The organism is Larkinella punicea (assembly GCF_003334855.1).
In the GTDB taxonomy this organism is placed as follows: Bacteria; Bacteroidota; Bacteroidia; order Cytophagales; family Spirosomataceae; genus Larkinella; species Larkinella punicea.
Window position 1 is genome coordinate 1 of sequence record NZ_QOWE01000026.1, and the last position, 22678, is coordinate 22678.

Annotated in this window: 22 protein-coding genes and 1 tRNA gene; 14 read left to right on the forward strand and 9 right to left on the reverse strand. The window is 51.9% G+C overall.

The annotated features are described in order from the left end of the window. Positions 1-202 precede the first annotated feature (202 nt). Positions 203-279 (reverse strand) — tRNA-Asp (locus tag DUE52_RS25930). Positions 280-376: 97 nt separating this feature from the next. Here DUE52_RS25930 and DUE52_RS25935 point away from each other — a divergent pair. The 4 genes from DUE52_RS25935 (at position 377) to DUE52_RS25950 (ending at position 4364) form a co-directional block, all read left to right on the forward strand. Beyond that, positions 377-898 carry a DinB family protein gene (locus DUE52_RS25935; protein ID WP_114408996.1) on the forward strand — a complete coding sequence of 174 codons (522 nt, stop codon included), beginning with the start codon at positions 377-379 and terminating at the stop codon, positions 896-898. Next, complete coding sequence (locus DUE52_RS25940) at positions 895-2016, forward strand: Nif3-like dinuclear metal center hexameric protein (RefSeq protein ID WP_114408997.1); 1122 nt, start codon at positions 895-897, stop codon at positions 2014-2016. Before DUE52_RS25935 ends, DUE52_RS25940 begins: the two co-directional genes overlap by 4 nt. 18 nt (positions 2017-2034) lie before the next feature. Next, positions 2035-2784, forward strand: a complete 750-nt coding sequence (locus DUE52_RS25945; protein WP_114408998.1) for a zinc ribbon domain-containing protein — start codon at positions 2035-2037, stop codon at positions 2782-2784. 107 nt (positions 2785-2891) lie between these two features. Continuing rightward, positions 2892-4364 carry a tetratricopeptide repeat protein gene (locus DUE52_RS25950; protein WP_114408999.1) on the forward strand — a complete coding sequence of 491 codons (1473 nt, stop codon included), beginning with the start codon at positions 2892-2894 and terminating at the stop codon, positions 4362-4364. An 89-nt stretch (positions 4365-4453) separates the two neighbouring features. Here DUE52_RS25950 and DUE52_RS25955 read toward each other — a convergent pair whose 3' ends face one another. The 3 genes from DUE52_RS25955 to DUE52_RS25965 all read right to left on the reverse strand — a co-directional run bounded on the left by DUE52_RS25955 (position 4454) and on the right by DUE52_RS25965 (position 7161). Continuing rightward, the gene (locus DUE52_RS25955) at positions 4454-5185 is read right to left on the reverse strand and encodes a LytR/AlgR family response regulator transcription factor (protein WP_114409000.1); all 732 of its coding nucleotides are present in this window, start codon (positions 5183-5185) and stop codon (positions 4454-4456) included. A 103-nt stretch (positions 5186-5288) separates the two neighbouring features. After that, complete coding sequence (locus DUE52_RS25960) at positions 5289-6356, reverse strand: sensor histidine kinase (RefSeq protein ID WP_114409001.1); 1068 nt, start codon at positions 6354-6356, stop codon at positions 5289-5291. 166 nt (positions 6357-6522) lie between these two features. Continuing rightward, positions 6523-7161, reverse strand: a complete 639-nt coding sequence (locus DUE52_RS25965; protein ID WP_114409002.1) for a histidine phosphatase family protein — start codon at positions 7159-7161, stop codon at positions 6523-6525. A 190-nt stretch (positions 7162-7351) separates the two neighbouring features. Between DUE52_RS25965 and DUE52_RS25970 the strand changes: the two genes are divergently transcribed. Continuing rightward, entirely contained in the window at positions 7352-7771 is a 420-nt protein-coding gene (locus tag DUE52_RS25970; RefSeq protein WP_114409003.1) for a hotdog fold thioesterase, read from the forward strand. Positions 7772-7887: 116 nt separating this feature from the next. Then, positions 7888-8343: a response regulator gene (locus DUE52_RS25975; RefSeq protein WP_114409004.1), complete on the forward strand. Its 456-nt coding sequence runs from the start codon at positions 7888-7890 to the stop codon at positions 8341-8343. 56 nt (positions 8344-8399) lie between these two features. Here DUE52_RS25975 and DUE52_RS25980 read toward each other — a convergent pair whose 3' ends face one another. Then, the gene (locus tag DUE52_RS25980; protein WP_114409005.1) at positions 8400-9443 is read right to left on the reverse strand and encodes a sensor histidine kinase; all 1044 of its coding nucleotides are present in this window, start codon (positions 9441-9443) and stop codon (positions 8400-8402) included. Position 9444: 1 nt separating this feature from the next. Then, on the reverse strand, positions 9445-10212 hold the full coding sequence (locus tag DUE52_RS25985) for a LytR/AlgR family response regulator transcription factor (RefSeq protein WP_114409006.1): 768 nt from the start codon (positions 10210-10212) through the stop codon (positions 9445-9447). Between the two features lie 233 nt (positions 10213-10445). Between DUE52_RS25985 and DUE52_RS25990 the strand changes: the two genes are divergently transcribed. Beyond that, entirely contained in the window at positions 10446-11681 is a 1236-nt protein-coding gene (locus tag DUE52_RS25990; protein ID WP_114409007.1) for an isochorismate synthase, read from the forward strand. 210 nt (positions 11682-11891) lie between these two features. Here the strand turns inward: DUE52_RS25990 and DUE52_RS32530 are convergent, their stop codons facing one another. Then, positions 11892-12128, reverse strand: coding sequence for a hypothetical protein (locus tag DUE52_RS32530; protein WP_165841040.1), 237 nt, complete (start codon positions 12126-12128; stop codon positions 11892-11894). Positions 12129-12280: 152 nt separating this feature from the next. Between DUE52_RS32530 and DUE52_RS26000 the strand changes: the two genes are divergently transcribed. The 7 genes from DUE52_RS26000 to DUE52_RS26030 all read left to right on the forward strand — a co-directional run bounded on the left by DUE52_RS26000 (position 12281) and on the right by DUE52_RS26030 (position 20153). Next, positions 12281-14527: a sensor histidine kinase gene (locus tag DUE52_RS26000; protein ID WP_114409009.1), complete on the forward strand. Its 2247-nt coding sequence runs from the start codon at positions 12281-12283 to the stop codon at positions 14525-14527. Between the two features lie 12 nt (positions 14528-14539). After that, the gene (locus DUE52_RS26005; protein WP_114409010.1) at positions 14540-15169 is read left to right on the forward strand and encodes a response regulator transcription factor; all 630 of its coding nucleotides are present in this window, start codon (positions 14540-14542) and stop codon (positions 15167-15169) included. A gap of 230 nt (positions 15170-15399) precedes the next feature. Further along, positions 15400-16353, forward strand: a complete 954-nt coding sequence (locus DUE52_RS26010; protein WP_114409011.1) for an amidohydrolase family protein — start codon at positions 15400-15402, stop codon at positions 16351-16353. A gap of 42 nt (positions 16354-16395) precedes the next feature. Continuing rightward, a complete protein-coding gene (locus tag DUE52_RS26015; RefSeq protein WP_114409012.1) occupies positions 16396-18549 on the forward strand; it encodes a PVC-type heme-binding CxxCH protein in 2154 nt (717 codons plus the stop codon). A 20-nt stretch (positions 18550-18569) separates the two neighbouring features. Further along, positions 18570-18932 (forward strand): high-potential iron-sulfur protein, encoded by a 363-nt coding sequence (locus tag DUE52_RS26020; protein WP_114409013.1) that lies wholly within the window; start codon positions 18570-18572, stop codon positions 18930-18932. A 185-nt stretch (positions 18933-19117) separates the two neighbouring features. Beyond that, on the forward strand, positions 19118-19531 hold the full coding sequence (locus tag DUE52_RS26025; protein ID WP_133299949.1) for a hypothetical protein: 414 nt from the start codon (positions 19118-19120) through the stop codon (positions 19529-19531). Positions 19532-19601: 70 nt separating this feature from the next. Further along, entirely contained in the window at positions 19602-20153 is a 552-nt protein-coding gene (locus DUE52_RS26030; RefSeq protein WP_114409015.1) for a Riean_0653 family protein, read from the forward strand. 13 nt (positions 20154-20166) lie between these two features. On the opposite strand, the gene DUE52_RS26035 is transcribed toward DUE52_RS26030, so the two are convergent. Both DUE52_RS26035 and DUE52_RS26040 read right to left on the reverse strand, forming a co-directional pair. Then, complete coding sequence (locus DUE52_RS26035) at positions 20167-21537, reverse strand: efflux transporter outer membrane subunit (RefSeq protein WP_165841041.1); 1371 nt, start codon at positions 21535-21537, stop codon at positions 20167-20169. A 23-nt stretch (positions 21538-21560) separates the two neighbouring features. After that, positions 21561-22667, reverse strand: coding sequence for an efflux RND transporter periplasmic adaptor subunit (locus DUE52_RS26040; protein ID WP_114409017.1), 1107 nt, complete (start codon positions 22665-22667; stop codon positions 21561-21563). Positions 22668-22678 lie beyond the last annotated feature (11 nt).

Below are 22678 nucleotides of genomic sequence, written 5' to 3' on the forward strand. Positions count from 1 at the left end.
TTTCCAGGATGAACTCGGGTAACAGGAACTGAATCAGGGGCAAGAAACTCTCCAAAACAATACAGGTTTGATCAAAAACACAAACCTAAAAAAATCCTACGCCCTCCACAACTTTTGCTCTTGATCCCTTTTGCTCTTGATCCGGTTTGGGTTGAATAAAAAAACGCCAGCTCTTTTGAAGCTGGCGTTTTGGTCTTGTAGTTGGCGGATCGGACGGGACTCGAACCCGCGACCTCCGCCGTGACAGGGCGGCATTCTAACCAACTGAACTACCGATCCATTTTTATTCCGCCTTCATTTCCTGAAAACGTGGTGCAAAGGTAGCTGCTTTTAGACATTACGCAATACCTTTGCCAAAAAAAAACAGATAAAAAGGATGAAAAAACCATTTCCGACTGAGTACCCGGCAGGGAGCTTTTTTGCCAAATACATCGATCTGGTTGATACCGAGAACGTTATTGATCTTTTGCGGCAGCAGCAGGCGATGGTAGAAAGTTTGTATAAAAATCTAACCGTCGTTCAGCAGGACTACCGGTATGCCGAAGGCAAGTGGTCGCCGAAAGAAATGCTGGGCCATATGATCGACACCGAGCGGATTTTTGTCTACCGTGCGCTGTGTATTGCACGGGGGGAGCAGCAATCGCTGCCGGGTTTTGACGAAAACGTGTATGTCGACAACGCCAACTTCAGCGCGCAGTCGCAACAGCAATTGGTGACGCACTACGGTTTCGTTCGGCAATCGACTCTGGCCCTGGCCGAAAGCCTGGCGGAAGAAGCCCAGCAACGGATCGGAACCGCCAACGGCTCGCCCTTGTCTGCCCGCGCCTTCTTCTCCATTTTGGCCGGACACGAACGGCATCACCTGAACATCCTGGCGGAACGCTATGGCCTAAAATGACAATACGCGACATCACGACCTGCCTGGAAGCCTGGGCTCCGCTGGCCTATCAGGAAAGCTACGACAATGCGGGGCTGATCGTCGGGGATGCTGCCGCCGAAGTAACCGGCATTCTGGTCACCCTCGACGTTACGGAAGCCGTGGTGGAGGAAGCGATCCGGAAAAACTGCAACCTCATCGTGGCCCATCATCCGATTGTGTTCCGGGGTTTGAAAAAGTTCAACGGTCGCAATTACGTGGAGCGGGTGGTGATCAAGGCCATCAAAAATGACGTGGCCCTCTATGCCGCCCATACCAATCTGGACAACATCGCGGGTGGCGTGAGTTTCAGGATTGCCGACCAACTGGGATTGCAGAAGGTGCGGATTCTGGCCCCGAAATCGGACGTATTGATGAAACTGGTCACGTTTGTGCCGAACGAGCAGGAGGGACCGGCGTTCAAAGAAGCCACGCAAACGGTTTTAAATGCGCTATACGAAGCCGGCGTCGGGCAGATCGGGCAGTATGACCATTGCAGTTTTCGGACCGAAGGAACGGGCACATTCAGGGGGAATGATACATCGAAGCCTGCGCTTGGAAAGTCGGGCGAAGACACCCGGGCGTACGAGAACCGGATTGAAGCCATTTTTCCAGCCTACCTTCAGCCTAAAGTGCTGGCGGCTTTGCGGAAAGCGCATCCCTACGAAGAAGTCGCCTATTACCTGACCGCCCTGACGAACGAAAATCAGGAAGTGGGTTCAGGAGCGGTGGGTGAACTGCCGGAACCGCTCAGCGAAGTGGATTTTTTAGCCCATCTGAAAACGCAGATGAACCTGTCGGTGATTCGCCATACGGCTTTGCGCGGGCTGCCGGTGCGTCGGGTGGCAGTGTGCGGAGGAGCAGGCGGTTTTTTACTGAATGACGCGCTAAAGGCCGGGGCCGACGTATTTATTACGGCGGATTACAAATACCATGAATTTTTTGACGCCGACTCGCGTATTATCATTGCAGACATTGGACATTACGAAAGCGAAGTATTTACTAAAGACTTGATTCAACAGTATTTGTTGAAAAAAAATGATACCTTTGCGGTAATTTTGTCCGAAATAGACACCAACCCGGTGCTATACTACTTATAGGCAGATAAAACCGCACGAATGGAACTGACGATTGCTCAAAAACTCGAAGCACTTCTTAAACTTCAATCAATTGATTCTCAGCTTGATGAACTAAAAAAGATCCGCGGTGACCTACCGGAAGAGGTGCGTGATCTGGAAGATGATATTGCCGGATTTGAAACCCGAATCGGTAAATTCAACGCCGATATCCAGGTGTTAGAGGAGGAAATCGACCGAAACAAAGCGATTAAAAAGGATTCGGAGAAGCTGATTACCCGGTATAAGGATCAGCAGATGAACGTTCGCAACAACCGCGAGTTTGACGCCATCTCGAAAGAAGTGGAACTGCAGACCCTGGAAATTGAACTGGCCGACAAGAAAATCAACGAAGCCTCGTTTAAAATCCGCAACAAGCAGGAGGAAATTAAAGCAACGCAGTCGGCGCTGGACGAACGCAAGGAAGATCTGAAAGCGAAAATGCAGGAGCTGAACCAAATCACGTCCGAAAGCCGGGATGAGGAGAAAGCCTTACTGAAAGACCGTGACGACCAGGCAACGCACATCGAAGAGCGCCTGCTGAAGTCTTACAATAAAATCCGGGAAAACGCCCTGAACGGCTTGGCGGTTGTGGTCGTGAAACGCGGTGCGTGTGGCGGTTGCTTCAACGTTGTGCCACCCCAGCGGCAGGCCGACATCCGGGATAAAAAGAAAATTATCGTTTGCGAGCATTGCGGACGGGTGTTTGCCGATGTCGAAGGCGTTCCCGAACCGGTATCGTCGCGTCGGTAATTGATCATATTCTTTTCCATGAAAAGGTCGCCGGGTGGTGGCCTTTTTTTGTATCCCTGTTCCGGGAACAGCCCCGAAACCGGTTCAGAAATTCTTACTTTCGCACCATGCGGATTCTATTGCTTTTGCTGGCTTTTGTTGGGACGTATACCCCGCTCCAGGCCGCCGATTTTGACTTCACGCCCACGCTCCAGCGCGCTTATGCCGACGTGCTGAAACTGAAAGTACAGGACGGTCGGCGGACGCTGGCCGGCGAGTTGACGCGTGAAAATGGCGTGGCGATTTACGTCGATAATCTGGCCGATATGGTCACCCTGCTGGTTTCGGACGACCGGAAGCTCTACAACCAGTGGTCGGACCGGGAGGATCAGCGGCTCGACCAACTCCGGGATCTGGACGAAAATTCACCCTGGCAGCGGTTTGCGCAGGCCGAAGTGCGGTTACACTGGGCGTTTGTCAAGCTCAAATTCGGGCAGGAAGTCAGCGCCTGTTGGGACGTTATCCGGGCGTATAAACTGCTGGAGGAAAACCGCAAAAAATTCCCCGGTTTTTTGCCCACCTACAAATCCCTTGGGTTGTTGCACGTCATGATTGGCGCGGTTCCCGATAATTATACCTGGGTGACCCGAATGCTGGGCCTGCGCGGGAACATCAAACAAGGAATGCAGGAACTTCGGACGGTTTCCCAGAAAGACGCCATTTTCCAAACCGAAGCGCGGTTGATCGATCTGCTGATCCGGGCGTATGTGCTGAAATTTACGGCAGCAGATGCGGCCAGTCTTAAAAAGATGGTGCAAGACAATCCGGATAACCTGCTGCTGAGTTTTTTTGCTACTTCCGTATTCATGAAAGACGCTCGGAGTGAGGACGCCCTGGCTTTTCTGACCGACCGGCCCACCGCCCCCGATTACCTCTCATTCCCGATTCTGGAGGATTTAAAAGCCGACATCCTGCTCCAGAAAGCTGATTATCAACAGGCGGCCACGGTTTACCGTACCTTTCTGAGTCAATACAAAGGTGTTAACTTCCTGAAAGACACGTATTACAAACTGTTTCTGTGCTACTGGCTCCAGGACGACGACGCCAAAGCCCTGCCTTACCTCCGGCAGGTTAGTCAGATAGGCGGTGCCGTCGTGGAGTCGGACAAAGCGGCTCAGAAATTTGCGGAATCCTATTTTAAAAAAGGCGTTTCGCCCCGGCAGAAAATTCTGATGAAGGCCCGGTTGGCCACCGATGGCGGTTTTTATGATACTGCCCTGACGACTTTAAAAAATTACACCGAATCCTCGTTTCCGCTCCTGAACGAGAAGGCCGAATTTAATTACCGCAAAGGCCGGATTTACCAGCGCGCGGGCGATGCCGACGAAGCCTTGCCGTATTTTGAGCGCGCCGTGATTCTGAGCGAAACCGATCAGTTATCGCACGGCGCGACCTCTGCCCTGCAACTCGGTTATATCTACCAGCAAAAGCGCAACCTGCCCAAAGCCCGGCAGTACTTTCAGAAGGCACTGAGTTACAAAAAACACGAATACAAAAACAGCATCGACAACAAAGCCCGGGCCGCGTTGAATGAATTATGAGTTAAGAGGTGCGCTGCCAAGTGACTGCGTCAGCCGGCCAACGGCGGCTCCTTTTAACTCTTAACTCTTAATTTTTAACTCTTAACCCATTAAAGGCTCATTAGTTCCTTGAACCGGATGGCTTGACGGCGGCTGATTTCGATCTTGTCGCCCCCTTTCAAGGTCACCAGCAGGCCACCGCTGAACCACGGCTCAATTTTGTCGATCCACGGCAGGTTGATGATGTGCTTGCGGTTGGCCCGGAAAAACGTGTTGGGGTCTAGGCGGTCTTCCAGGCTGTTCAATGACTTCAGCACCAGAGGCTTCTGATCGTCGAAATGCAGCCGGACGTAATTGCCCATCGACTCGAACAACCGGACTTTCCCGAGTTTGACAAACCAGCATTTCTCGCCGTCCTTGACAAACACCTGGTCGTTTTCGCCCAGCACCTTGTTCGTGTCCCGGCGCGGGGCTTCCGTTTCGGGGGCATGGCTGTTCTCCTCGATGCGGTTGATGGCTTCCGACAACCGGTTTAATTCAATCGGTTTGAGCAGGTAATCCAGGGCATTGTATTCAAAAGCCGTGATGGCGTATTCGTCGTAGGCCGTTGTGAAAATGACTTCCGGCGATTTGCCGTCAATGGCTGAGAGCAACTCAAAACCGTTTTTCCCCGGCATCTGAATATCCAGAAATAGCAATTCCGGCTGAAGGTCATCGATCAGTTTGAGGGCTTCGTCGGCGTTGGCAGCCTCACCGATCACTTCAATTTTAGGGAAATTATCCAACAATCGGCGGAGTTCATTGCGAGCCAGCCGCTCGTCGTCAACGATAAGGGTCTTCATTTTTTTTTGTTTAAGGTTTCGAGTTTAACGTTTAAAGCGTTTATCATTTAAGGTTATTACTGGGATCGTTAAACGTCAAACCTTAAACTTTAAACGACAAACTTTAAACCCGTTTCAATTCTTCCGTTCGTTTAAATACACCAGCGGATTGCAGCGGAATGACCACGTCGGCACAGACGACGTCGGCGGACTCCTGCTGAATGCGAAAGGTGGCTTCGGGGCCATAGAGCAACTCAAGCCGTTGGGAGGTATTTTTGAGTCCGAAGCCGGACGAAGCTTCCGTGTTGCCCAGCACGCCGGTATTGCGGATACGGATGTATAGCAGACGGTCTTCCAGCCAGGTGGTCAGTTCGACAAAACCGCCGGAAATGGCCTTCTGAACGCCGTGTTTGATGGCATTTTCAACCAGCGTTTGAAACATCATGGGCGGCACCTGCAAATACTGGGTTTTCGGATCGATCTCCAGGCGGCAACTCAAACGGTCTTCGTAGCGGACTTTTTCGAGGGCCAGATAATCTTCGACGGTTTTGATTTCTTCCCGCAGTTCAACGGTTTTCCGGCGGTCGGCCAGCAGCGAGTTGCGGAGAATATTGGAGAGTTGGGTGATGCTTTGCTGCGCTTTGGTCGGATTTTCGAGCACCAGGGCGCGGATGCTGTTGAGGGCGTTGAAAACAAAATGCGGGTTGAGCTGCGACCGCAGAACCTTGGCTTCGGACTCGCGAATGGAGGTTTTCAACAGGATTTTTTCAATTTCGGCATCGCGCGAGCGTTCCACATAATGATAAGCCGTATAACTCAGTACCCACGCCAACATGCATTTCCCCCAGTTTAACAAATAGCCTAAAACGATGGACGGTTCGTCGGACAGGTATTCCGGAAGCACCTGTTTATCAATGGGAAGGTTGATGATGGTCATGATGACGGCCAGAACAAAAACCGATAAAATGACCCGTGGCACGAGCTGAAAGAAAGGCAACTGAACCCACCGCCATCGTTTGATCATCAGGCGGTACAGGTGGGTTAGCAGAATACACAGAATGATGGTGGCAATCGCTTCGTAAAAAAAATCAGACTTGTATCCTTCTCCAAATGTAAAAATAGCGAACTCTGCCATGATGAGCATCGTCCACCCGACTATCTGACAAAACCAATATATTCTATTTTTAGACATGCGCTCACTTCAGAAATCAACTCCAAAAACATTGTACCTATAACGAATATACAAGTTTGTGGATGAAGTGGGGCTATTATTACAGGAGTGGTAATATAGAATTGTCAGTTGCCGGTTTTTAGTTATGTAACCGCTGGCGTTTTTCCGATGACAAAAAATGAACACCTTATTGATGCATGACCAGCGCCAGCAGGTGGGTGCTATCGTTGGAAACTTCAATCGTAAATTCGCTGGTGTCGTAATCGTAGATCAGTTTATAGAGACACAAATTGCTGTGTTCGTATAAATCCATGGTTGCCAGGGATTCGTTCATCAGCCACGACAGCAAAATGCGGATGGCCCGGCCGTGCATGCAGACCAGAACCGGGTTTTCGTCGGGGCGGGAAAGGATAAGGTCGATCACGGGTTTCTGGCGCCGGGCAACCTGCTCCGGACTTTCACCGTCTTCGGTCGGGTAGTCGGTGTGGCCAGCCGCCCAGTTTTCAATCAGCGTACGGTAATATTCGTTGTCGAAGCTGTTGGGTGTTTTGCCTTCGCGGGCACCCCAGCTAATCTCATTGAGGCCCTCATAGCTTTCGTGGGGAATGCCGGCATCGATGAAAAACCGTACCGACTGCATCGTGCGCCGGAGTTTTGAGGTGTATACTTTGGCAAACGGGATGTGCTGATACGCCTGATGAAAAGCCTGGGCCTGGGCCTGTCCCATCGCATTCAGATCTGAATCTACGCCACTGCCCTGAACAATGCCCTGTCGGTTGTAATCCGTTTCGCCGTGGCGAATGAGATATATCGTTTTTTGTTCCAATCCTCTGAGGTTGTAATAGGTATTCCGGTAAATGTAAAATGGAAAAGTTAAACGGTCTGCGAAATGAAAAACCGGCCGCTAGAATACTTTATTAATTCTCATTTTACATTTTAAATTTGCTATTTCACACCGTGACAGCTTCGATCTGTCTGGCAAAACGCCTGCAAAATTACGAAAAATTCTTCACACAATGAAGCCGGACTGGACTTTAGAATCCCTGCAGCAATTTCATAAAAACTCCATTGTTCATCACCTGGGAATCGAGTTAACCGAACTCGGCGACGGGTTTATAACCGCCCGGATGCCCGTCGACCACCGGACCCACCAGCCGTTCGGGATTTTGCACGGGGGCGCATCGGTAGTGCTGGCCGAAACCCTGGGCAGTGTGGCCTCGGTGACGCAACTCGATGATCCGACCCGCCAGCGGGCTGTGGGCCTGGAAATCAACGCCAATCACATTCGTTCGGTAAAAGAAGGGTGGGTCTACGGCAAAGTAACGCCGATCCACGTGGGCCGGACGACGCACATCTGGGACATTCGCATTACGGACGAAGCGGGGAAACTCGTCTGCATCAGCCGACTGACAGTGGCAGTACTGGAAAATAAGTAAGTAATGCGACAAAATACCGGAAAATAACTAAGTATTTATTCTGAAAAGTTTTGCATAATAATTGTTCGCCAGTGAGTCGTTGAAAGCATCCATTTAAATAAACTCACGGAAACGTTATGGAAAATTCTGGATCAGATAAGCGGTCGGTTATGGCCCCCCGTCTGGTGCCGGTGGGTGAAAACCCTACGCTTTGTTTTATTGAAGATAACGACGAGAATCTGATTCTGTATGAATGGATCAATGCGCGCTACCTGCCTGATTACACCTTTCAGCTCTATTCGGACGGTTTTTTCCTGCAAGAACGTTTAAACGCCATCGCTCCGAAACCGGACCTGATTTTGCTGGATTTGAAGATGCCCCACATCACCGGTTGTGAGTTGTTGACCCAACTGAAAGAACATCCGGACTGGAAGCACATCCCGGTCGTAATTTTTACGCATTCAACCTCACCAAAGGACGTGGAACACTGCTTTGCTGCCGGTGCAGACGGTTTTATCAACAAGGAGATTTCCGTACACGGCATTACGGCGCAGCTTGTCGAGGTGTGTGAACATTGGCTGAAGTACACGTAAATCCACCGCTTGCATTATGCAGTAAAGGCCTGACAGACGGTTTTATTTTTTGGAAGTTACCCCGACACTCCCTCCACCGCCGGCATCAGCAGCGGCACGCCCACTAGAAATTTCTGCTCATCGTAGTAGATCGTCACCGGCGAGTGGGCGAGGAGTTTGTACTTGATCATGATGTTCTGCAAACCAATCTGGTTAGAAGGAACGGCCATTTTCTTCTTTTGCAGATTGTTCTCCACATACAGGTGGCCTTCCAGCGTATAAAGCTTGATCGTCAGCGGACGGCTTACGGCAATGATGTTGTGTTTGATGGCGTTTTCGAGCAGAATCTGAAGCGTCAGGGGCGGAATCTGGTACGTCAGGTAGCGGGGGTCCAGATCCAGTTCCATGAAAATACCGTCGCCATACCGGGTTTTCAGCAAGTGGAAATAGGCTTTGATGAACTGGATTTCGTCGTTGAGCGGACACAAATCCCGGTTGTTTTGCTGGAGTAAATACCGGTAAACCGACGATAGTTCATCCACAAAAAGCTCGGCCTGCTGGGCATCGCTGGTGATCAATGACGACAGCGAATTCAGGTTGTTGAACAGAAAATGCGGATTGATCTGGGTTTTGAGCGAATCGAGCTGGCTTTGTAGGTTCACTTTTTTCAAATCCTGTGCTTCGGTATAGGCCACTTTCCAGCGTTGATACAGGTAAACACCTTCATAGTAGGCGGCTATTTGCACCGTTCCGGCGAAGGAAACGAGCGTATTGAAAAAATACGGCCTGAATTGCAGGTAATCGTCGGTAGGCCAGAGCCCGATGAGTTCGTAAAAAAACGTCTGGGTGATGCGGATCAGGCTGGCAAAAAAAGCAAACCAGATCAGTTGGTACAAAACCCGCTGCCGGGTCTGGGTCAGTTCGGGGTATTTTCGGCGAGAGAGGATGATGCCCCGGCGGTTGATTTCCCAAACCACCACACTGCCCAGAATGAAGAAAAACGGAATGCGCCAGTCGTCCGGGTAGGGGACATTCGTGTAGCCGTACATGGCCCACTGACCCGTAAAAGACAGCAACGGGATGCCCAGAATGCGCATCCATTTGTCATTCAGTTTCTGCATCTTATCGTCCAATCCATTCCCTGAAAGCCCGGATGCGGTCACGACTGACGATGATGTCCTGGGCGATGCCGCCGGAATCCAGGTCTACGGTAAGTTGACCATTAAGGTAGGAATGAATTTGCGAAACTGCTCGTCGTTCGACAATAAACTGCTCGTTGATTCTGAAAAAATGGTGAGGCTCCAGAACCTTTTCCAGCGTGTCGAGGGTATAATCAACCACATAGCGGTTGTTGTTGCGGCCAAAAAGGTAGGTCGTGCCTTCCCGGGTGTAAAAAAAACGAACCTCAGTGGCATCGACGGAGACGAGTTGCTGCTGGTATTTGGCCAGAAACTGGCTCCTGAATTCCGGCTGGCGCGTTTGTTTCCGCAGGTCATCAACCAACTCGCCAATGTCGGCCGAACGCACGGTGGCTGATTCGGGCTGTTTGTAGCGCTTCAGAACCTGTTCCAGTTCGTCTTTTTTGATGGGCTTCAACAGATAATCGAAGCGGTTTACCTGAAAGGACTTGACGGCAAACTCATCGTAGGAGGTTGTGAAAACAACCGGACAATCGATTGAGACCAGGTTGAAAATCTCAAAACTCTGCCCATCGGACAGTTCGATGTCCATCAGAATCAGATCGGGGCGGGGATGGGCCTTCAGCCAGGCAACAGTCGACTCGATGCCGTCCGTAATGCCAACCACCCGGCTGGGAACATCTGCCAGATTCAGCAGCTTTACCAGTTTCTGAACCGCCAGTGGTTCGTCCTCAACGATTAGAATGTCCATAGTGCTGCCAAATTAAAAGGAGTGGAAGTACGAATCAATAAAATCCAATAAAAACAGCGCAGGGGATAAACCGGAAAGTTTTCCGCACGAATTGTTGTTTTTCTGAACTGAAATGGGGAAGATTACGGCGTCTCAGGCAGATTTTTTGCGGACTTCGTCGATTTTTCCGCACAAAAAAGAAGAACAAACTGTTATTCAGATACAGCTAAATTTGCATCGACCCGATTTCGATAATGCAATTTTCAACACACTTGTCATCAACCGTACAAACGCAGCAAACCAGCCATTCCATTTGGCAGGGAGCTGTTCAGGCGGGTTATCCCGCAGCCCTCTGGCGCCTTCCCAATCGAACCGACCGCGAATTAATTATTGACGCTTCCGGCAATGTGGCCACCGTTGCCATGGATTTTGAGGAATTGCCAATGGGCTTTGCCGTCAGCCCGTTTGTCAATCCGGACGCCGAGAGCACCTTCTTTCTAAAAGCCGATTTTTACTGGCGTTTCGACGAAAACGGGACCATTCTGGCCGCCCAGAACAAACTGCCAACGGATCACCCGGCCTTTGAATCGCTCTTTCGGACCGACTCAAAAACCGCCGGCAAGGAAACTATTTCCGTGGTCAAGGTGGATAAATCTACTCAAAATCAGCAACTTGATTTTGAAGAAACCGTAAGTCGGGCCATCCGTCAGATGGAGCGTGGGACGTTTCGCAAGGTGGTGTTGTCGCGCACCAAAGCCATCCGGTTTGAGGAGCAGCCCGACATTCCGACGTTGTTCAATCGGCTCTGTCAGGCCTATCCGAATGCTTTTGTGTCTGCGGTTTATTTGCCGGATCGCAACCAGGTCTGGATTGGTGCCACGCCCGAACGACTGGTGAGCGTCGATGCCGACGGTATTTTTCGCACCGTTGCCCTGGCCGGTACCCAGTCGGCTTTCGACTCCGAAGGCCGGCAGAAGCGGCCGGCGGATGCGCCCTGGACGCAAAAAGAAATTGAAGAACAGGCGCTGGTCAGCCGCTACATCATCGGTTGTTTCAAGAAAATCCGCGTTCGGGAATACATCGAAGAAGGTCCCCGAACCGTTGTCGCCGGCAACCTGATGCACCTCCGGTCGGATTATTCCGTCGATACGCAGGCCGTTAATTTTCCCCAACTCGGCACGGTGATGCTACGGTTGCTGCACCCGACTTCGGCGGTTTGCGGCATGCCCCGCGAAACGGCTCAGGACTTCATTTTGCAACACGAAGCACACGCGCGCGAATTCTACAGCGGTTTTCTCGGCCCGGTCAACATCGCCCGCCAGGAAGGCCCCGAAACCGATCTGTTTGTCAATCTGCGCTGTATGAAGCTGGAAGGGCAGGAGGGAACGCTCTACGCCGGTGCCGGGCTAACGGAAGATTCTTCTCCGGCAAAAGAATGGCGCGAGACAGAGCTGAAATGCGATACGATGCTTTCGGTTTTAACGAAATAAATGTGAGTTTTTGCCCCTAAATCCCCTAAAGGGGACTTTTAGCATCCGAAAGTTTTTGCATCCAAGTCCCCTTTAGGGGATTTAGGGGCAAAAATAATAAAGGCTAAATGTAAAATGTTGAATGATAAAGTGTATAAATGGATCAGCCCACTTTATCATTCAACATTTTACATTTCGTATTTTACATTCCTTTTTCGGTTCGCTCAACGGCTACACATCATCTTCCTCGTCTTCTTCGAGGGTTAACTCCTCTTCATCGACGGTTAGATCGTCGTCATCATCATCGTCCGTGATGGTGAGTTCTTCTTCGTCAAACTCTTCGTCCTCATCGGGTCCGTCTGCCAGGGCCGCAGAACCGCCGTAGCCGCTGGTATTCAGGTTTTCGGGATATTCTGCGTTTGCAGTAGAATGGGTATCGGTTTCAATCAGGCTGGTTGTGAGTGCCATAATCAATGGGGTTAGCGTGGAAATATCACTAAAACGCGGCTTGGGAAAGAAGGTTTGAAAGATTTTTGACCGTTGACGTAATGGTAACGATTCTTTTCAAGTGGTAATCCTACTTTTCTTTATATTTACCTGAATGCGAATCGATTATCGGAATGTTTCGATTGATTGGGTTGTTTGTTGGCTTATGCCTCTTTTCTGCTGAAATCGCTTTGGCCCAGACCGACGCGGAGTCGGAAAACCGTGCCACCTGGGCGCGGTTAAAGCAACAACCCATCACGGAGACAACCTTTCGAACAGCTTGTGATCTGATGCAGACCGTTGGTCGGACGAACATCAACCGCAGTTACGAAATGCTGGCGGAATACGTACCACGGGTTCGAAAAACCGGTAATCGGCAGTGGGTGCATGTTTTGCTGATGGGCTGGGCACGGGCCAAATCGTCGATGATTTTTTCGGAAGAAGCCGAATCCTTATACCGACAGGCGCGCGAAAATGCCGGCAACCACACCCGGTTTTACCGGGAAGCTCTGGTCGGTACGGCATTGATGTACGGCGAGTGGGGCAAGGATTCATTGCGGGAACAGTACTCGACCATCGGCGAAAGGGAATGCCTGCGGGCGAATGACAAGGAAAACCTGTCTTTCCTCTATACCTTCAAAGCCATGTCAAACCCCGGCGACACGGCCATGATGCGTCGCTACCTTGAGCGGGCCATCCAACTGGCGACCGGTCTCAGAAATAAAAACGCCTTATTCACCGCCCGTTATAACCGAGCCAACCGGTTTTACCGATCCAATCCGCAAAAACAGGTCGCGGAGTTTGAGGCCCTGCTGGAGCTGGCGAAGGATTCCAGTCTGAATCGCTATCCCCGGAAACTCTACGAACGAACCGCGTTTACGTTCCGGAATGCGGGCCCCAGTGTCTATTACCAGCTCATGCAGATTAACCTGCTGCTGACGGACTACGAAAATGCCTGGAAATTTGCCGAGCTTTTCTACAATGCGACCGTGAAGCCCAATCCGGCGGGGGTACAGGCGGCCTATTTCAATTCGGAAATTGCCATTGTGAAAATCTACCAGAATGATCTGGCGGCTGCCCGCAACTACCTGAGTGAGAGTCGGAAACTGTTTGGGGGAGAAGAGATGAAAATCCCGTATTATGGCTATTTTCTGGCGGCTGGATTTTTGGCCGAAAAATACGGTCAGTACGGGAAAGCTTTGGAATACTATGAAGTCATCCGGAAAATGGGCGGGACGGGAATGGGGTTAAATTTGCTGCCATCGGATATTTACTACGCCCATGCGCTGGTTTTGAATCACCAACTGGCCCAGGCGGAACGGGTATTTGATGAATTTCGGCCGAAATTAAACGATAGAGTTTATACGGCAACCGGTTTTTATTTCTATAAGTTTTATGCCGAATTGTTGAAAGCAAAAGGCGATTTTCGGGGCTACAGCCAGGCGCAGGATCAGTATGATGCGATCAAGGATTCGCTGACCAGCCTGAATAAATACCGCGCCATCCAGGAGATTTTAGCGAAGGTTCGTATCCGCGATAAAGAACAGCAAATCGTGCGGTTAAACGAAGAACGCATCGCCCGTGATCGTGAAATTCGGCGGGAAAGAGTGTTGTATTCCATCGTTATCGGATTGGCCATCCTGACCATTTTATTGCTGGTTTTATACCTCAGAAACCGGCAGATTCGCAGCCGGCAAAAAGAAGCCTTGCAGAAAAGCGAAGCCGAACATCTGGAGAAACAGCGGCATATCGAATTGATACAGGGAATCATGCAGGCCGAAGAAAACGAACGCCATAAAATTGCCGATCAACTGCACGATGAGGTCAATACGATGCTGGCATTGGCATCGCTCAATATTTCATCGACGCTCGAAAATGGAATCCCCGACAACCGGGCGGAACAGAAACTGCATAAAACCCAGGAAGTATTATCGTCGGTTTCGACCACCATTCGCGGATTAAGCCACCGGCTAACGCCTTTAACGATTGAACGATACGGTTTTCGGAAAGCGATTGAAGAACTCGCCGAAACGGTTAACGTATCCGATAAACTGGACTTGGAAACCATCGTGATTGGCTTCGATGATGCCACCAAATACCCGATTCCTTTCCTGAATGATTTGTACCGGATCGTGCAGGAACTGGTGCATAACATCCTGAAACACGCCCACGCCAGTTATGCGCTGGTGGAAGTGATTGAACATGAACAAACACTCTCCATTGTGGTGGAAGATAATGGCATCGGCATTGATGAAAACGCTATCGGAAACGGGAAAGGATTGAGCGGAATGAAAGCAAAGGTGGCGTATCTTCATGGTCAACTTGAGATTAAAAGAAAGTCGGACAACGGAACGCTGGTTGTCATTGAAATTCCTGCTTAACGAATTATAATTATGGCTTTACGCCTTCTGATTGCGGATGATCATCCTTTGCTGGTCGACGGGCTGGTATCGGTTTTGGAGGAAATTGAAGATGTGCTCGTTCTGGAACCCGTCAGCAATGGCCGCCAATTGATCGACCGATTGAAAAAATGGGTCGTGGACGTAATTCTGCTGGACCTCAACATGCCGCATCAGGACGGCATTGCCTCCCTGAAAATCATCAAAGCCGAGTTCGTCCGCGTCAAAGTGATCATTTTCACCAGCTACGATCAGCCTAAATTGATCAAAGAGATCAAGGCGTTGGGTGCGGAAGGGTATCTGCTCAAAACGAGTAATTCGACAACCTTGAAAAAAGCCATTCAGGCGGTGGCTGCCGGACAGACCTGGTTTCCCGAAACCACCGTCGAACCGGCGGAGTCGGAGATGATGTCGGACGATTTTGTGAAAAAATACCAGATTACGAAGCGGGAGGTTGAAATCATTCGCCTGATTGCGGCAGGATTGACGACCAAACAAATCGGCGATTGCCTGTTTGTCAGTGAGTTTACCGTCAATTCGCACCGCCGGAACATTTGCCGCAAACTCAACATTTATACACCCGTCGGGCTGCTCAATTTTGCCAAAGAACAGGGACTGGTTTAAGCAGAGACGATTTTAAGTGAACGGGTTCGGTTGTCTCACAGGGACTTACCTGCGTAGTGTCGGTAGCGAAGCCGATTCATTCCTTTAAGCCTCGCGGAGTTTTCGGGTACGTAACCGATTTTTTGGCTTCAGCCCCTGAAAGAAGGGGAGAGCCGGGGAAAGTTCACTATATTGGGGGGCAAATCCTTGTGAGAAGGGATGGCACCCCTAAACGATTTCCTTAACCCCGCATGAAGAATCCCGCATCGGTTTCGCGCCGTGGATTTTTAGCCCGCACCGGTATGGTACTGGCCGGAACGGCTGTGAACCTGAACGGTTTGGCCGACGCCCTGGACGAACCCATCATCGACATCCACCAGCATACCGACTACATGGGCCGAACCCATGACCAGTTGATCGCGCACCAACGGGCGATGGGCGTTACCACCACGATTTTGCTGCCCGCAGGCACCCCGGCTTTCGGGATGTCGACGCACAAAGGCGAGTCGAATGGGCTACAGGCCAAGTGCAGCGGCAATGAAACCTGCTACAACCTGGCCCGGCAACACCCGACCGAATTTCTGTTTGGCGCCAATGAAGTGCCTGATTTGCCGGATGCCACGCTGGAAATTGAAAAATACCTGAAGCGGGGCGCTCCCCTCATCGGAGAATCCAAATTTGGCGTGAAATGTGATTCGCCCGAGATGCAGCGAATCTATGAACTCGCTCAGAGCTACCGGGTTCCGGTGTTGATGCACTGGCAATACGGGATGTATAATCATGATTTTGCCCGGTTTCATACGATGCTGGAGAAATACCCGAAAGTTAATTTTATCGGACATGCCCAAACCTGGTGGGCCAACATCGACAAAGGGCATCAGGACCAGACGGTTTTGTACCCGAAAACCAGCGTAACCCCCGGCGGCCTGACGGATCGGTTGCTGAGCGACTATCCCAACGTGTATGCCGATATGTCGGCCGGTTCGGGACTGAACGCCCTGCTGCGGGATGAAGAACACACCCGCGGTTTTCTGGAACGCCACCAGAACAAGATTCTGTACGGCAGTGATTGTCTGGATACGGCCGGCCACGGACCCACCTGCCAGGGTTCGCAAACCATCGCGGCCATCCGTCGGCTTTCTCCTTCCAAAAGCATCGAGCGGAAAATCCTGTACGAAAATTCGAAGAAATTATTCAGGTTATAATCGACCTGTTAAGAACCTTTTATTCCCTTTACCCACTTGAAAATGAACGAATTCCGCCCAAATCGTCTGTTGTCGATTGCCTGCCTGCTCAGTATCGTCCTTTGTTTGTCCTGTTCAAAAAAGCGGTATGCCGACCCACTTTCGCCCGAGGAAGCGCTTCAGAGCTTTCAGCTTCGGGAGGGTTTCAAGATCGAAACCGTTGCCGCCGAACCGCTCATCGCCGACCCGGTGGATCTGGTGTTCGATGAACAGGGTGTTGCCTACGTGGTGGAAATGGGCGATTATCCGGGCAAACCCGAAACCGGTAAGGGCAAAGGCAAAATCCGGATGCTGGCCGATACCAACAACGATGGCCGGATGGATCGTTCGGTGATTTTTGCCGATTCCATCGCGGATGCGACCAGCGTATTGCCCTGGGAAGGTGGTTTGATTGTGGCGGCTGCCCCCGATATTCTGTTTCTGAAAGATACCAATGGCGACTTCCGGGCCGACACGCGGGAAGTGCTCTTCACCGGTTTTTTTGCGAACAATTCCGAAGCCCAGATCACGAGCCTTCGCTACGGGATCGACAACTGGATTTATGCCAACAACAACGGCCAGGAAGGCCAGATCCGGTTCAATCGGAAACCCGACGCGCCCCTGTTGACCGTCAATGGCGGAGATTTCCGGTTTCGGCTGGATCGCGGCTTGTTTGAAGTGGAGTCAGGTTCCGGTCAGTTTGGGCTGGCCATCGACGATTGGGGACATCGTTTCTTTACCCAAAATACCATTCACATTCAGCAGGCACCGATTGCCGGGCGGTATTTGCGCCGAAATCCACACTTGCCCAGTCCCAAATCGTCCCTCAATATTTCGGATCACGATCTGGTGATGTTTCAGCAAACCCCGCCCCCGTACTGGCGCAAGGAACGCACCGAACGGCGGCAAAAGCAATATGCAGAAGCAAAACTGGACCGAAAGGAGTACGCCGAAGACCATTTTACCGGTTCTTCCGGTGGCATGTTTTACGACGGAGATGCCTTTCCCGCCGACTATTACGGATCGGTTTTTACGGGAGACGTGGCCGGAAATCTCATTCACCGCGACGTGCTGACACCGCTGGCCGATAGTCCGGTTTTTGTGGCCAAACGGGCGGAAGGCGAAACCGACCGCGAGTTTCTGGCCTCCACCGACCCCTGGTTCCGGCCCGACAATCTGACCACCGGCCCCGATGGTGCGCTTTATGTGGTCGACTTTTACCGCCAGCATATTGAAACGCCGGTTTCGATTCCAGAGGATCTGAAAGAAGACATGGACTTTCTGAATGGCAACGATAAAGGACGGATTTACCGGATTCTGCCGACGACGGCGAAAAACCGCCCGGCCGCTTCGCCCAATCTGCGAAACCGGAAACCGGCGGAACTAGTTGACGTGCTGGCGCATCCGAACCGCTGGTGGCGGTTGCAGGCGCAACGCCTGCTGCTGGAACGACGGGATCTGTCGGTTATTCCGAAGCTCAGAACGTTATTGACACAACACCAGGATCCGCGCGTCCGGCTACACGCGTTGTATACGCTCGAAGGGCTGAATGCCCTCAGCCGGGATTTGGTTCGGCAGGCATTGCAGGATGCGCATCCCGGCGTTCGTGAACATGGCCTGATGCTGGCCGAACGGTACCCTGATTTACTGCCTCAATTGTTGAAAATGACCGGCGATTCGTCCGTGCAGGTGTCGTTGCAGGCGTGTTTGAGTGCGGGTCAATTCACAAATCCCGCCGTTGTTGCCGCACTGGCGCAGGTGGTTCAGAAGCACAGTGAAAACGGCTGGTTCCGAACTGCCGTGCTGAGTTCTCCGGCGGGTTCGTCGCCGGAATTGCTGAGTACGCTCCTGAATCAGAAGGCGTTTTTTAGTGATACGACTGCCGGAAAAATGGCGTTTCTGGCGGATTTCGCGCACGTCGTGGGCCGTCGGAACCAACCCGCCGAAGTAACCCGGTTTCTGGGATTCTTAAACAGCCCAATCCAGCGAAAAGAAAGCTGGCAGGTGGCGGGTTTAACCGGACTGGCCGAAGGGCTTACCAAAGCTGAAGCCAAAACCGGCGGCAACGCCGACGTAACCCTGGCGCTTCAAAGTCTGGAAAATACCGCCCGGACAGAAGACGTAAAAAAAGCGATCCGGGCCGTACGGGAAGCATTGGCAAAACCGCCTTCGATCTGATTACAAACTCCTTGTCATTGATGAATGTACTGAAATCCCGCCGTTTTTTTCTGCAACGCTGTGCGTCGGTCGGTCTGGCACTGACCAGCGGAACCGTCCTGCTGACCAACTGCGATTCTAAACCTGCCACCCAGACTGCTGAAACGAAAAAAACGGCAGTCAATCCGTGTGAAGACTATTCCGGACTCAGTGAGGGCGATCTGAAAACCCGGCAGGGACTGGGCTACGTCACCCAATCGCCCAGTCCCGACAAGCAGTGCAGCAACTGCAACCTGTGGTTACCGCCCGCAGCGGGCAAGGCCTGTGGCGGTTGTATGCTATTCAAAGGCCCGGTGTATGCCACCGCCAACTGTACCTACTGGGCTCCACAGGTAAAAGGGTAATAGAATAGACCCCTGTCGGGCGGATCGTAATTCACTAAACGATCTACCGACGCTATTAAATCCCTGCGGGATAAGGGCTTAAACCGCGTTCCGTTCCCGAAAATAGTTAGAAGTAGGTATTTCAATGCGGTCGAAACCGTTGAAAATTTAGGAAACAATTGGTTGGTCTCCTAAATGAAATGGTTATGAAACGCAGACGCGCAATCTTGTCCTTCTTAGTTGGTGTTTTAGCTTCTTTGGCTGTCGTTGGTTGCACGGAAGATGAAAAAGAATTCATCGGATTTGTCGGTGATTACCTGGGAAATACGAATTCATTAAATCCTGCCGTCACCAGGGCGATGAAGATGACCATCACCAGCGAAGGGAATCCGGTTGTCGGCTCGTATACGCTCAGCGGGGGTGGAACAAATGACGCAGGAACCGTGTCCGGATCCGTATTAGGACTCATTTTAGATCTGAAATTCAAATCGAATGTTGGAGGACCCACCTATACGTTTTCGGGAAATATCGGGGATGAGAATGCAACGGTTAAGGGAACCATGAGTGGTATGGAAGCGGGCAAAACAGTAACGTATACGGTCGACTTAAAGAAAAAATAGCGACGGATTCGCTGACAAGTTCCGGGTGACTTTGATAGATCTGTATATCAAACGTAAAAGCTGAAATACCATGAAAACGTCTGCATTTACCGTAAAAACCGGCTTCGTTCTTCTGTTCGCCATCACGCTGACGGGTTTGCAAAGCTGCAAAGAAAAAGAGGTTGCCCCGGAATTTTACCTGTCGGCGACCATTGACGGAAAAGCCTGGCAGGCCAATGTGACCAACAGCCAGAATACCATCGTCGGGGCCGCCAAAGTCAATAACCAGGTTGCCGTGATCGGACAGCAGAAAACCGATAAAACCGCCACGCTGGTGATCATGTTTCCGAAAAATGTGACGCTGAACCAGTCCATGAATTTCACGGAGTCGCAGCTAAGTACGCTGGCCTATACGCCGGACGACGTGGCCGCGTATTCGACGGAGCCAAACCGGGGCGGTTCCGGCACCTACACCGTTACGCGGTTTGACGAGGAAAACAAGATCGTGGAAGGAACGTTTAGTGGCGAAGCCATCAACATCAGCAACGGCGTCAAACTGAAAATTACGAACGGCCGTTTCCGCGCCACTTTATTCGACGCTCCACCAACGACGACGCCCACAACCCCTGGCACGAAGCGATAGGGTAACGTAATCGTTAAAAACTTCCCCCCAGTGCTTTCAGCAGAGCGACGGTGAACGACGCGCGTTGGCCCTGCAACAACACCAACTGGCGTTCGGAGTCGAGGACGGTGCGCTGCGAATCGAGCACTTCCAGAAACGTCGTCAGGCCTTTCGTATACAGTTCCCGGTTGAGTCGTTCGGTATACCGGGCCGATTCAAGCGCCAGGTTTTGAGCGTCGATTTGCGCCCGCATGCTTTGCAGATTGTCGAGGGCGGTTTCGGCTTCGCGTTGCGCCACCAGCATCCGTTGCTGATAGGAGGCATCCGCGGTTTTGTATTGCTGTTGAGCCAACCGGATGTTCTGTTGATTCCGTTTTCCTTCAAACAGGGGCACGCTGGCATTGAACCCAAGCAAGTAGGTCATACTGGCCGGGAAAAACAACGTACCGATGCGGCCCGTCAAAGTTCCTCCGGCTCCCACGAGATTGATGCGGGGATACAGGGCCGCCCGATTGACCAGAATCTGGACATTGGCCACCTGCGATTGCTGTTCGGCCTGGAACAGATCCGGGCGACGGCGCAGTTGATCGGCCGAAATGGCGGTGAAAGGCAATTCCGGAAAAGCGGTTCCTAACCGCCCGACAGGGACACTGAAGGTGGCCGGATCCTGCCCACAGAGGCCCGACAAACCGTTGACGAGTTCGGTGCGGCTGCGCTCCAGACCCAGCAACTGAACCCGGACGTTGGCAATGTCGGTTTCGGCCCGTTTGGCGTCGATTTCGTTGGTCAAACCGGCCTGAAAACGGGCGCGGATGATGGAAATGGTGGAATCCCGAAGGCCGATGTTGCGCCGGATGACGGCCTGCTCGCTGTCGTTGGCACGAATGAGGTAATAAAGCCGGGCCACTTCCGAAGCCACGATCAGTTGCGTAATCTGCACATCCGATTCTGTCACCTGCCGTTGCAAGTCGGTAACCCGCACGGTATTGCGAATCCGCTTGAACAAATCCACTTCGTAGCTGGCGTCGATGGGCAAAACCTGCAACGAGTTGAGCTGCAAACGGGGCAGTTTGTCGGTGGCGACCGGAATGGCAATCGGGCGGTATTGCGATAGGCTTTGGGTATTGAAATTCAGGCTGCTACGAACCGACGGAGACAGGAATGACTCGGCCACCCGAACCCGTATCCGGGCTTCCTCGACCCGGTTGACGGCCACCCGGATGTCGGGGTTGCTGGTCAGACCCAGATCAATCAGGGAATCCAGCGTCCGGTCCCGAAAAACCGCCCAACCGTCGCGAACCGTATTGGTTTGAAAGGATGCGGAAGCCACCAAACCGCCCGAAGCGCTTCCCGAAGAAGCCGCCGACTGCGCGTGGGCAACCGTATTGCCAAGCATTAAAAGCATTAAACTGTAAAGCGCCGATTTTCTCATACTTTTTGTTTTGTCGCAGAAGCCTGTTCCTGCACCTTAATCCGAACCTGCTGCCCGTCCTTGAGCCGGTCGTTGGGGTTCGTCACTACCTGTTCCTGCCCTTTCAGGCCGTCCAATACTTCGAGGGTCGTTCCAAAATCACGCCCCAGGGTGATGGGCTGGAAACGCAGCACCCGGTTGGGTTGCACCACCACGATGCGTGGTCCTTCCGATGTCACCAGCAGCGTATTCGCCGGAATGAGCACGGGCGGGTGAATCGTGTTCAGACTGAATTTCACCTGTCCGTATAATCCCGATACCAGTTCCTGGTTCCGGTTGGGAATCGCCACTTCGGCCAGCAAAGTTCGCGATTCCGTGCGTAAGGTACCGGATGTGCGAACGACTTTTCCGGTAAAAGTTTTATTCAGTTCCGGTACGTTGATCGATGCCGTCATCCCGATTTTGATCAACTGATAATAGGTTTGGGGTACATCGACATACACCCGGAGCGTGTCCAGTTGCGAAATCGTAAACATCGGGATCGCCCCGCCACTGCCCGTTGAAACCAGATTGCCAACTTCGGCGTTGCGGGCGGTAATGATGCCGTTGAACGGTGCCCGGATTTCCTGCAGGGCTTTCAGGGCTTCCAGTCGCAGGAGGTTGGCCTGATTCATCTCGTAAGTGGCCTGCCGGTTGTCCAGATCCTGCTGGGAAATAGCACCGGGAAGGCTCACACTTTTTAGCCGATCCAGGTTCGATTGGGCCAGCCGGACATCAGCGCGGGCGCGGATCAGCTCCTGATCGAGTTCAGGGGCTTCCACCGTTGCCAGCATCTGACCGTTGCGGACTTTCGAACCGATGTCGACAAACCGCCGTTTCAGAAAACCCTGTGTACGGGCGTAGACCGGCGTTTCGCGGAAGGGCATGATCTGGCCCGGCAACAGCAAACCGGTCGAGTCGTCGGAATGGCTAACGGACGTAACCGTGACCAGTTCCTGCCGGTTTTTCTGCGCATCGGCTTCCTCCCGGAGTTCCTGCGCATTGTGAATGCGCGGCAGAACCCCGACAAAGACAAACAGCAGGATCAATCCTAAAAGTACGAACCAAATCCAGATGCGTCGCATGGTTGGGAATT

What these genes read in the sequence shown, in the direction of transcription:
- DUE52_RS25935 (WP_114408996.1), top strand. Translation starts at nt 377, where the DNA reads ATGAAAAAACCATTTCCGACTGAGTACCCGGCAGGGAGCTTTTTTGCC.
- DUE52_RS25940 (WP_114408997.1), top strand. Translation starts at nt 895, where the DNA reads ATGACAATACGCGACATCACGACCTGCCTGGAAGCCTGGGCTCCGCTG.
- DUE52_RS25945 (WP_114408998.1), top strand. Translation starts at nt 2,035, where the DNA reads ATGGAACTGACGATTGCTCAAAAACTCGAAGCACTTCTTAAACTTCAA.
- DUE52_RS25950 (WP_114408999.1), top strand. Translation starts at nt 2,892, where the DNA reads ATGCGGATTCTATTGCTTTTGCTGGCTTTTGTTGGGACGTATACCCCG.
- DUE52_RS25955 (WP_114409000.1), bottom strand. Translation starts at nt 5,185, where the DNA reads ATGAAGACCCTTATCGTTGACGACGAGCGGCTGGCTCGCAATGAACTC.
- DUE52_RS25960 (WP_114409001.1), bottom strand. Translation starts at nt 6,356, where the DNA reads ATGTCTAAAAATAGAATATATTGGTTTTGTCAGATAGTCGGGTGGACG.
- DUE52_RS25970 (WP_114409003.1), top strand. Translation starts at nt 7,352, where the DNA reads ATGAAGCCGGACTGGACTTTAGAATCCCTGCAGCAATTTCATAAAAAC.
- DUE52_RS25975 (WP_114409004.1), top strand. Translation starts at nt 7,888, where the DNA reads ATGGAAAATTCTGGATCAGATAAGCGGTCGGTTATGGCCCCCCGTCTG.
- DUE52_RS25980 (WP_114409005.1), bottom strand. Translation starts at nt 9,443, where the DNA reads ATGCAGAAACTGAATGACAAATGGATGCGCATTCTGGGCATCCCGTTG.
- DUE52_RS25985 (WP_114409006.1), bottom strand. Translation starts at nt 10,212, where the DNA reads ATGGACATTCTAATCGTTGAGGACGAACCACTGGCGGTTCAGAAACTG.
- DUE52_RS25990 (WP_114409007.1), top strand. Translation starts at nt 10,446, where the DNA reads ATGCAATTTTCAACACACTTGTCATCAACCGTACAAACGCAGCAAACC.
- DUE52_RS32530 (WP_165841040.1), bottom strand. Translation starts at nt 12,128, where the DNA reads ATGGCACTCACAACCAGCCTGATTGAAACCGATACCCATTCTACTGCA.
- DUE52_RS26000 (WP_114409009.1), top strand. Translation starts at nt 12,281, where the DNA reads ATGTTTCGATTGATTGGGTTGTTTGTTGGCTTATGCCTCTTTTCTGCT.
- DUE52_RS26005 (WP_114409010.1), top strand. Translation starts at nt 14,540, where the DNA reads ATGGCTTTACGCCTTCTGATTGCGGATGATCATCCTTTGCTGGTCGAC.
- DUE52_RS26010 (WP_114409011.1), top strand. Translation starts at nt 15,400, where the DNA reads ATGAAGAATCCCGCATCGGTTTCGCGCCGTGGATTTTTAGCCCGCACC.
- DUE52_RS26015 (WP_114409012.1), top strand. Translation starts at nt 16,396, where the DNA reads ATGAACGAATTCCGCCCAAATCGTCTGTTGTCGATTGCCTGCCTGCTC.
- DUE52_RS26020 (WP_114409013.1), top strand. Translation starts at nt 18,570, where the DNA reads ATGAATGTACTGAAATCCCGCCGTTTTTTTCTGCAACGCTGTGCGTCG.
- DUE52_RS26025 (WP_133299949.1), top strand. Translation starts at nt 19,118, where the DNA reads ATGAAACGCAGACGCGCAATCTTGTCCTTCTTAGTTGGTGTTTTAGCT.
- DUE52_RS26030 (WP_114409015.1), top strand. Translation starts at nt 19,602, where the DNA reads ATGAAAACGTCTGCATTTACCGTAAAAACCGGCTTCGTTCTTCTGTTC.
- DUE52_RS26035 (WP_165841041.1), bottom strand. Translation starts at nt 21,537, where the DNA reads ATGCTTTTAATGCTTGGCAATACGGTTGCCCACGCGCAGTCGGCGGCT.
- DUE52_RS26040 (WP_114409017.1), bottom strand. Translation starts at nt 22,667, where the DNA reads ATGCGACGCATCTGGATTTGGTTCGTACTTTTAGGATTGATCCTGCTG.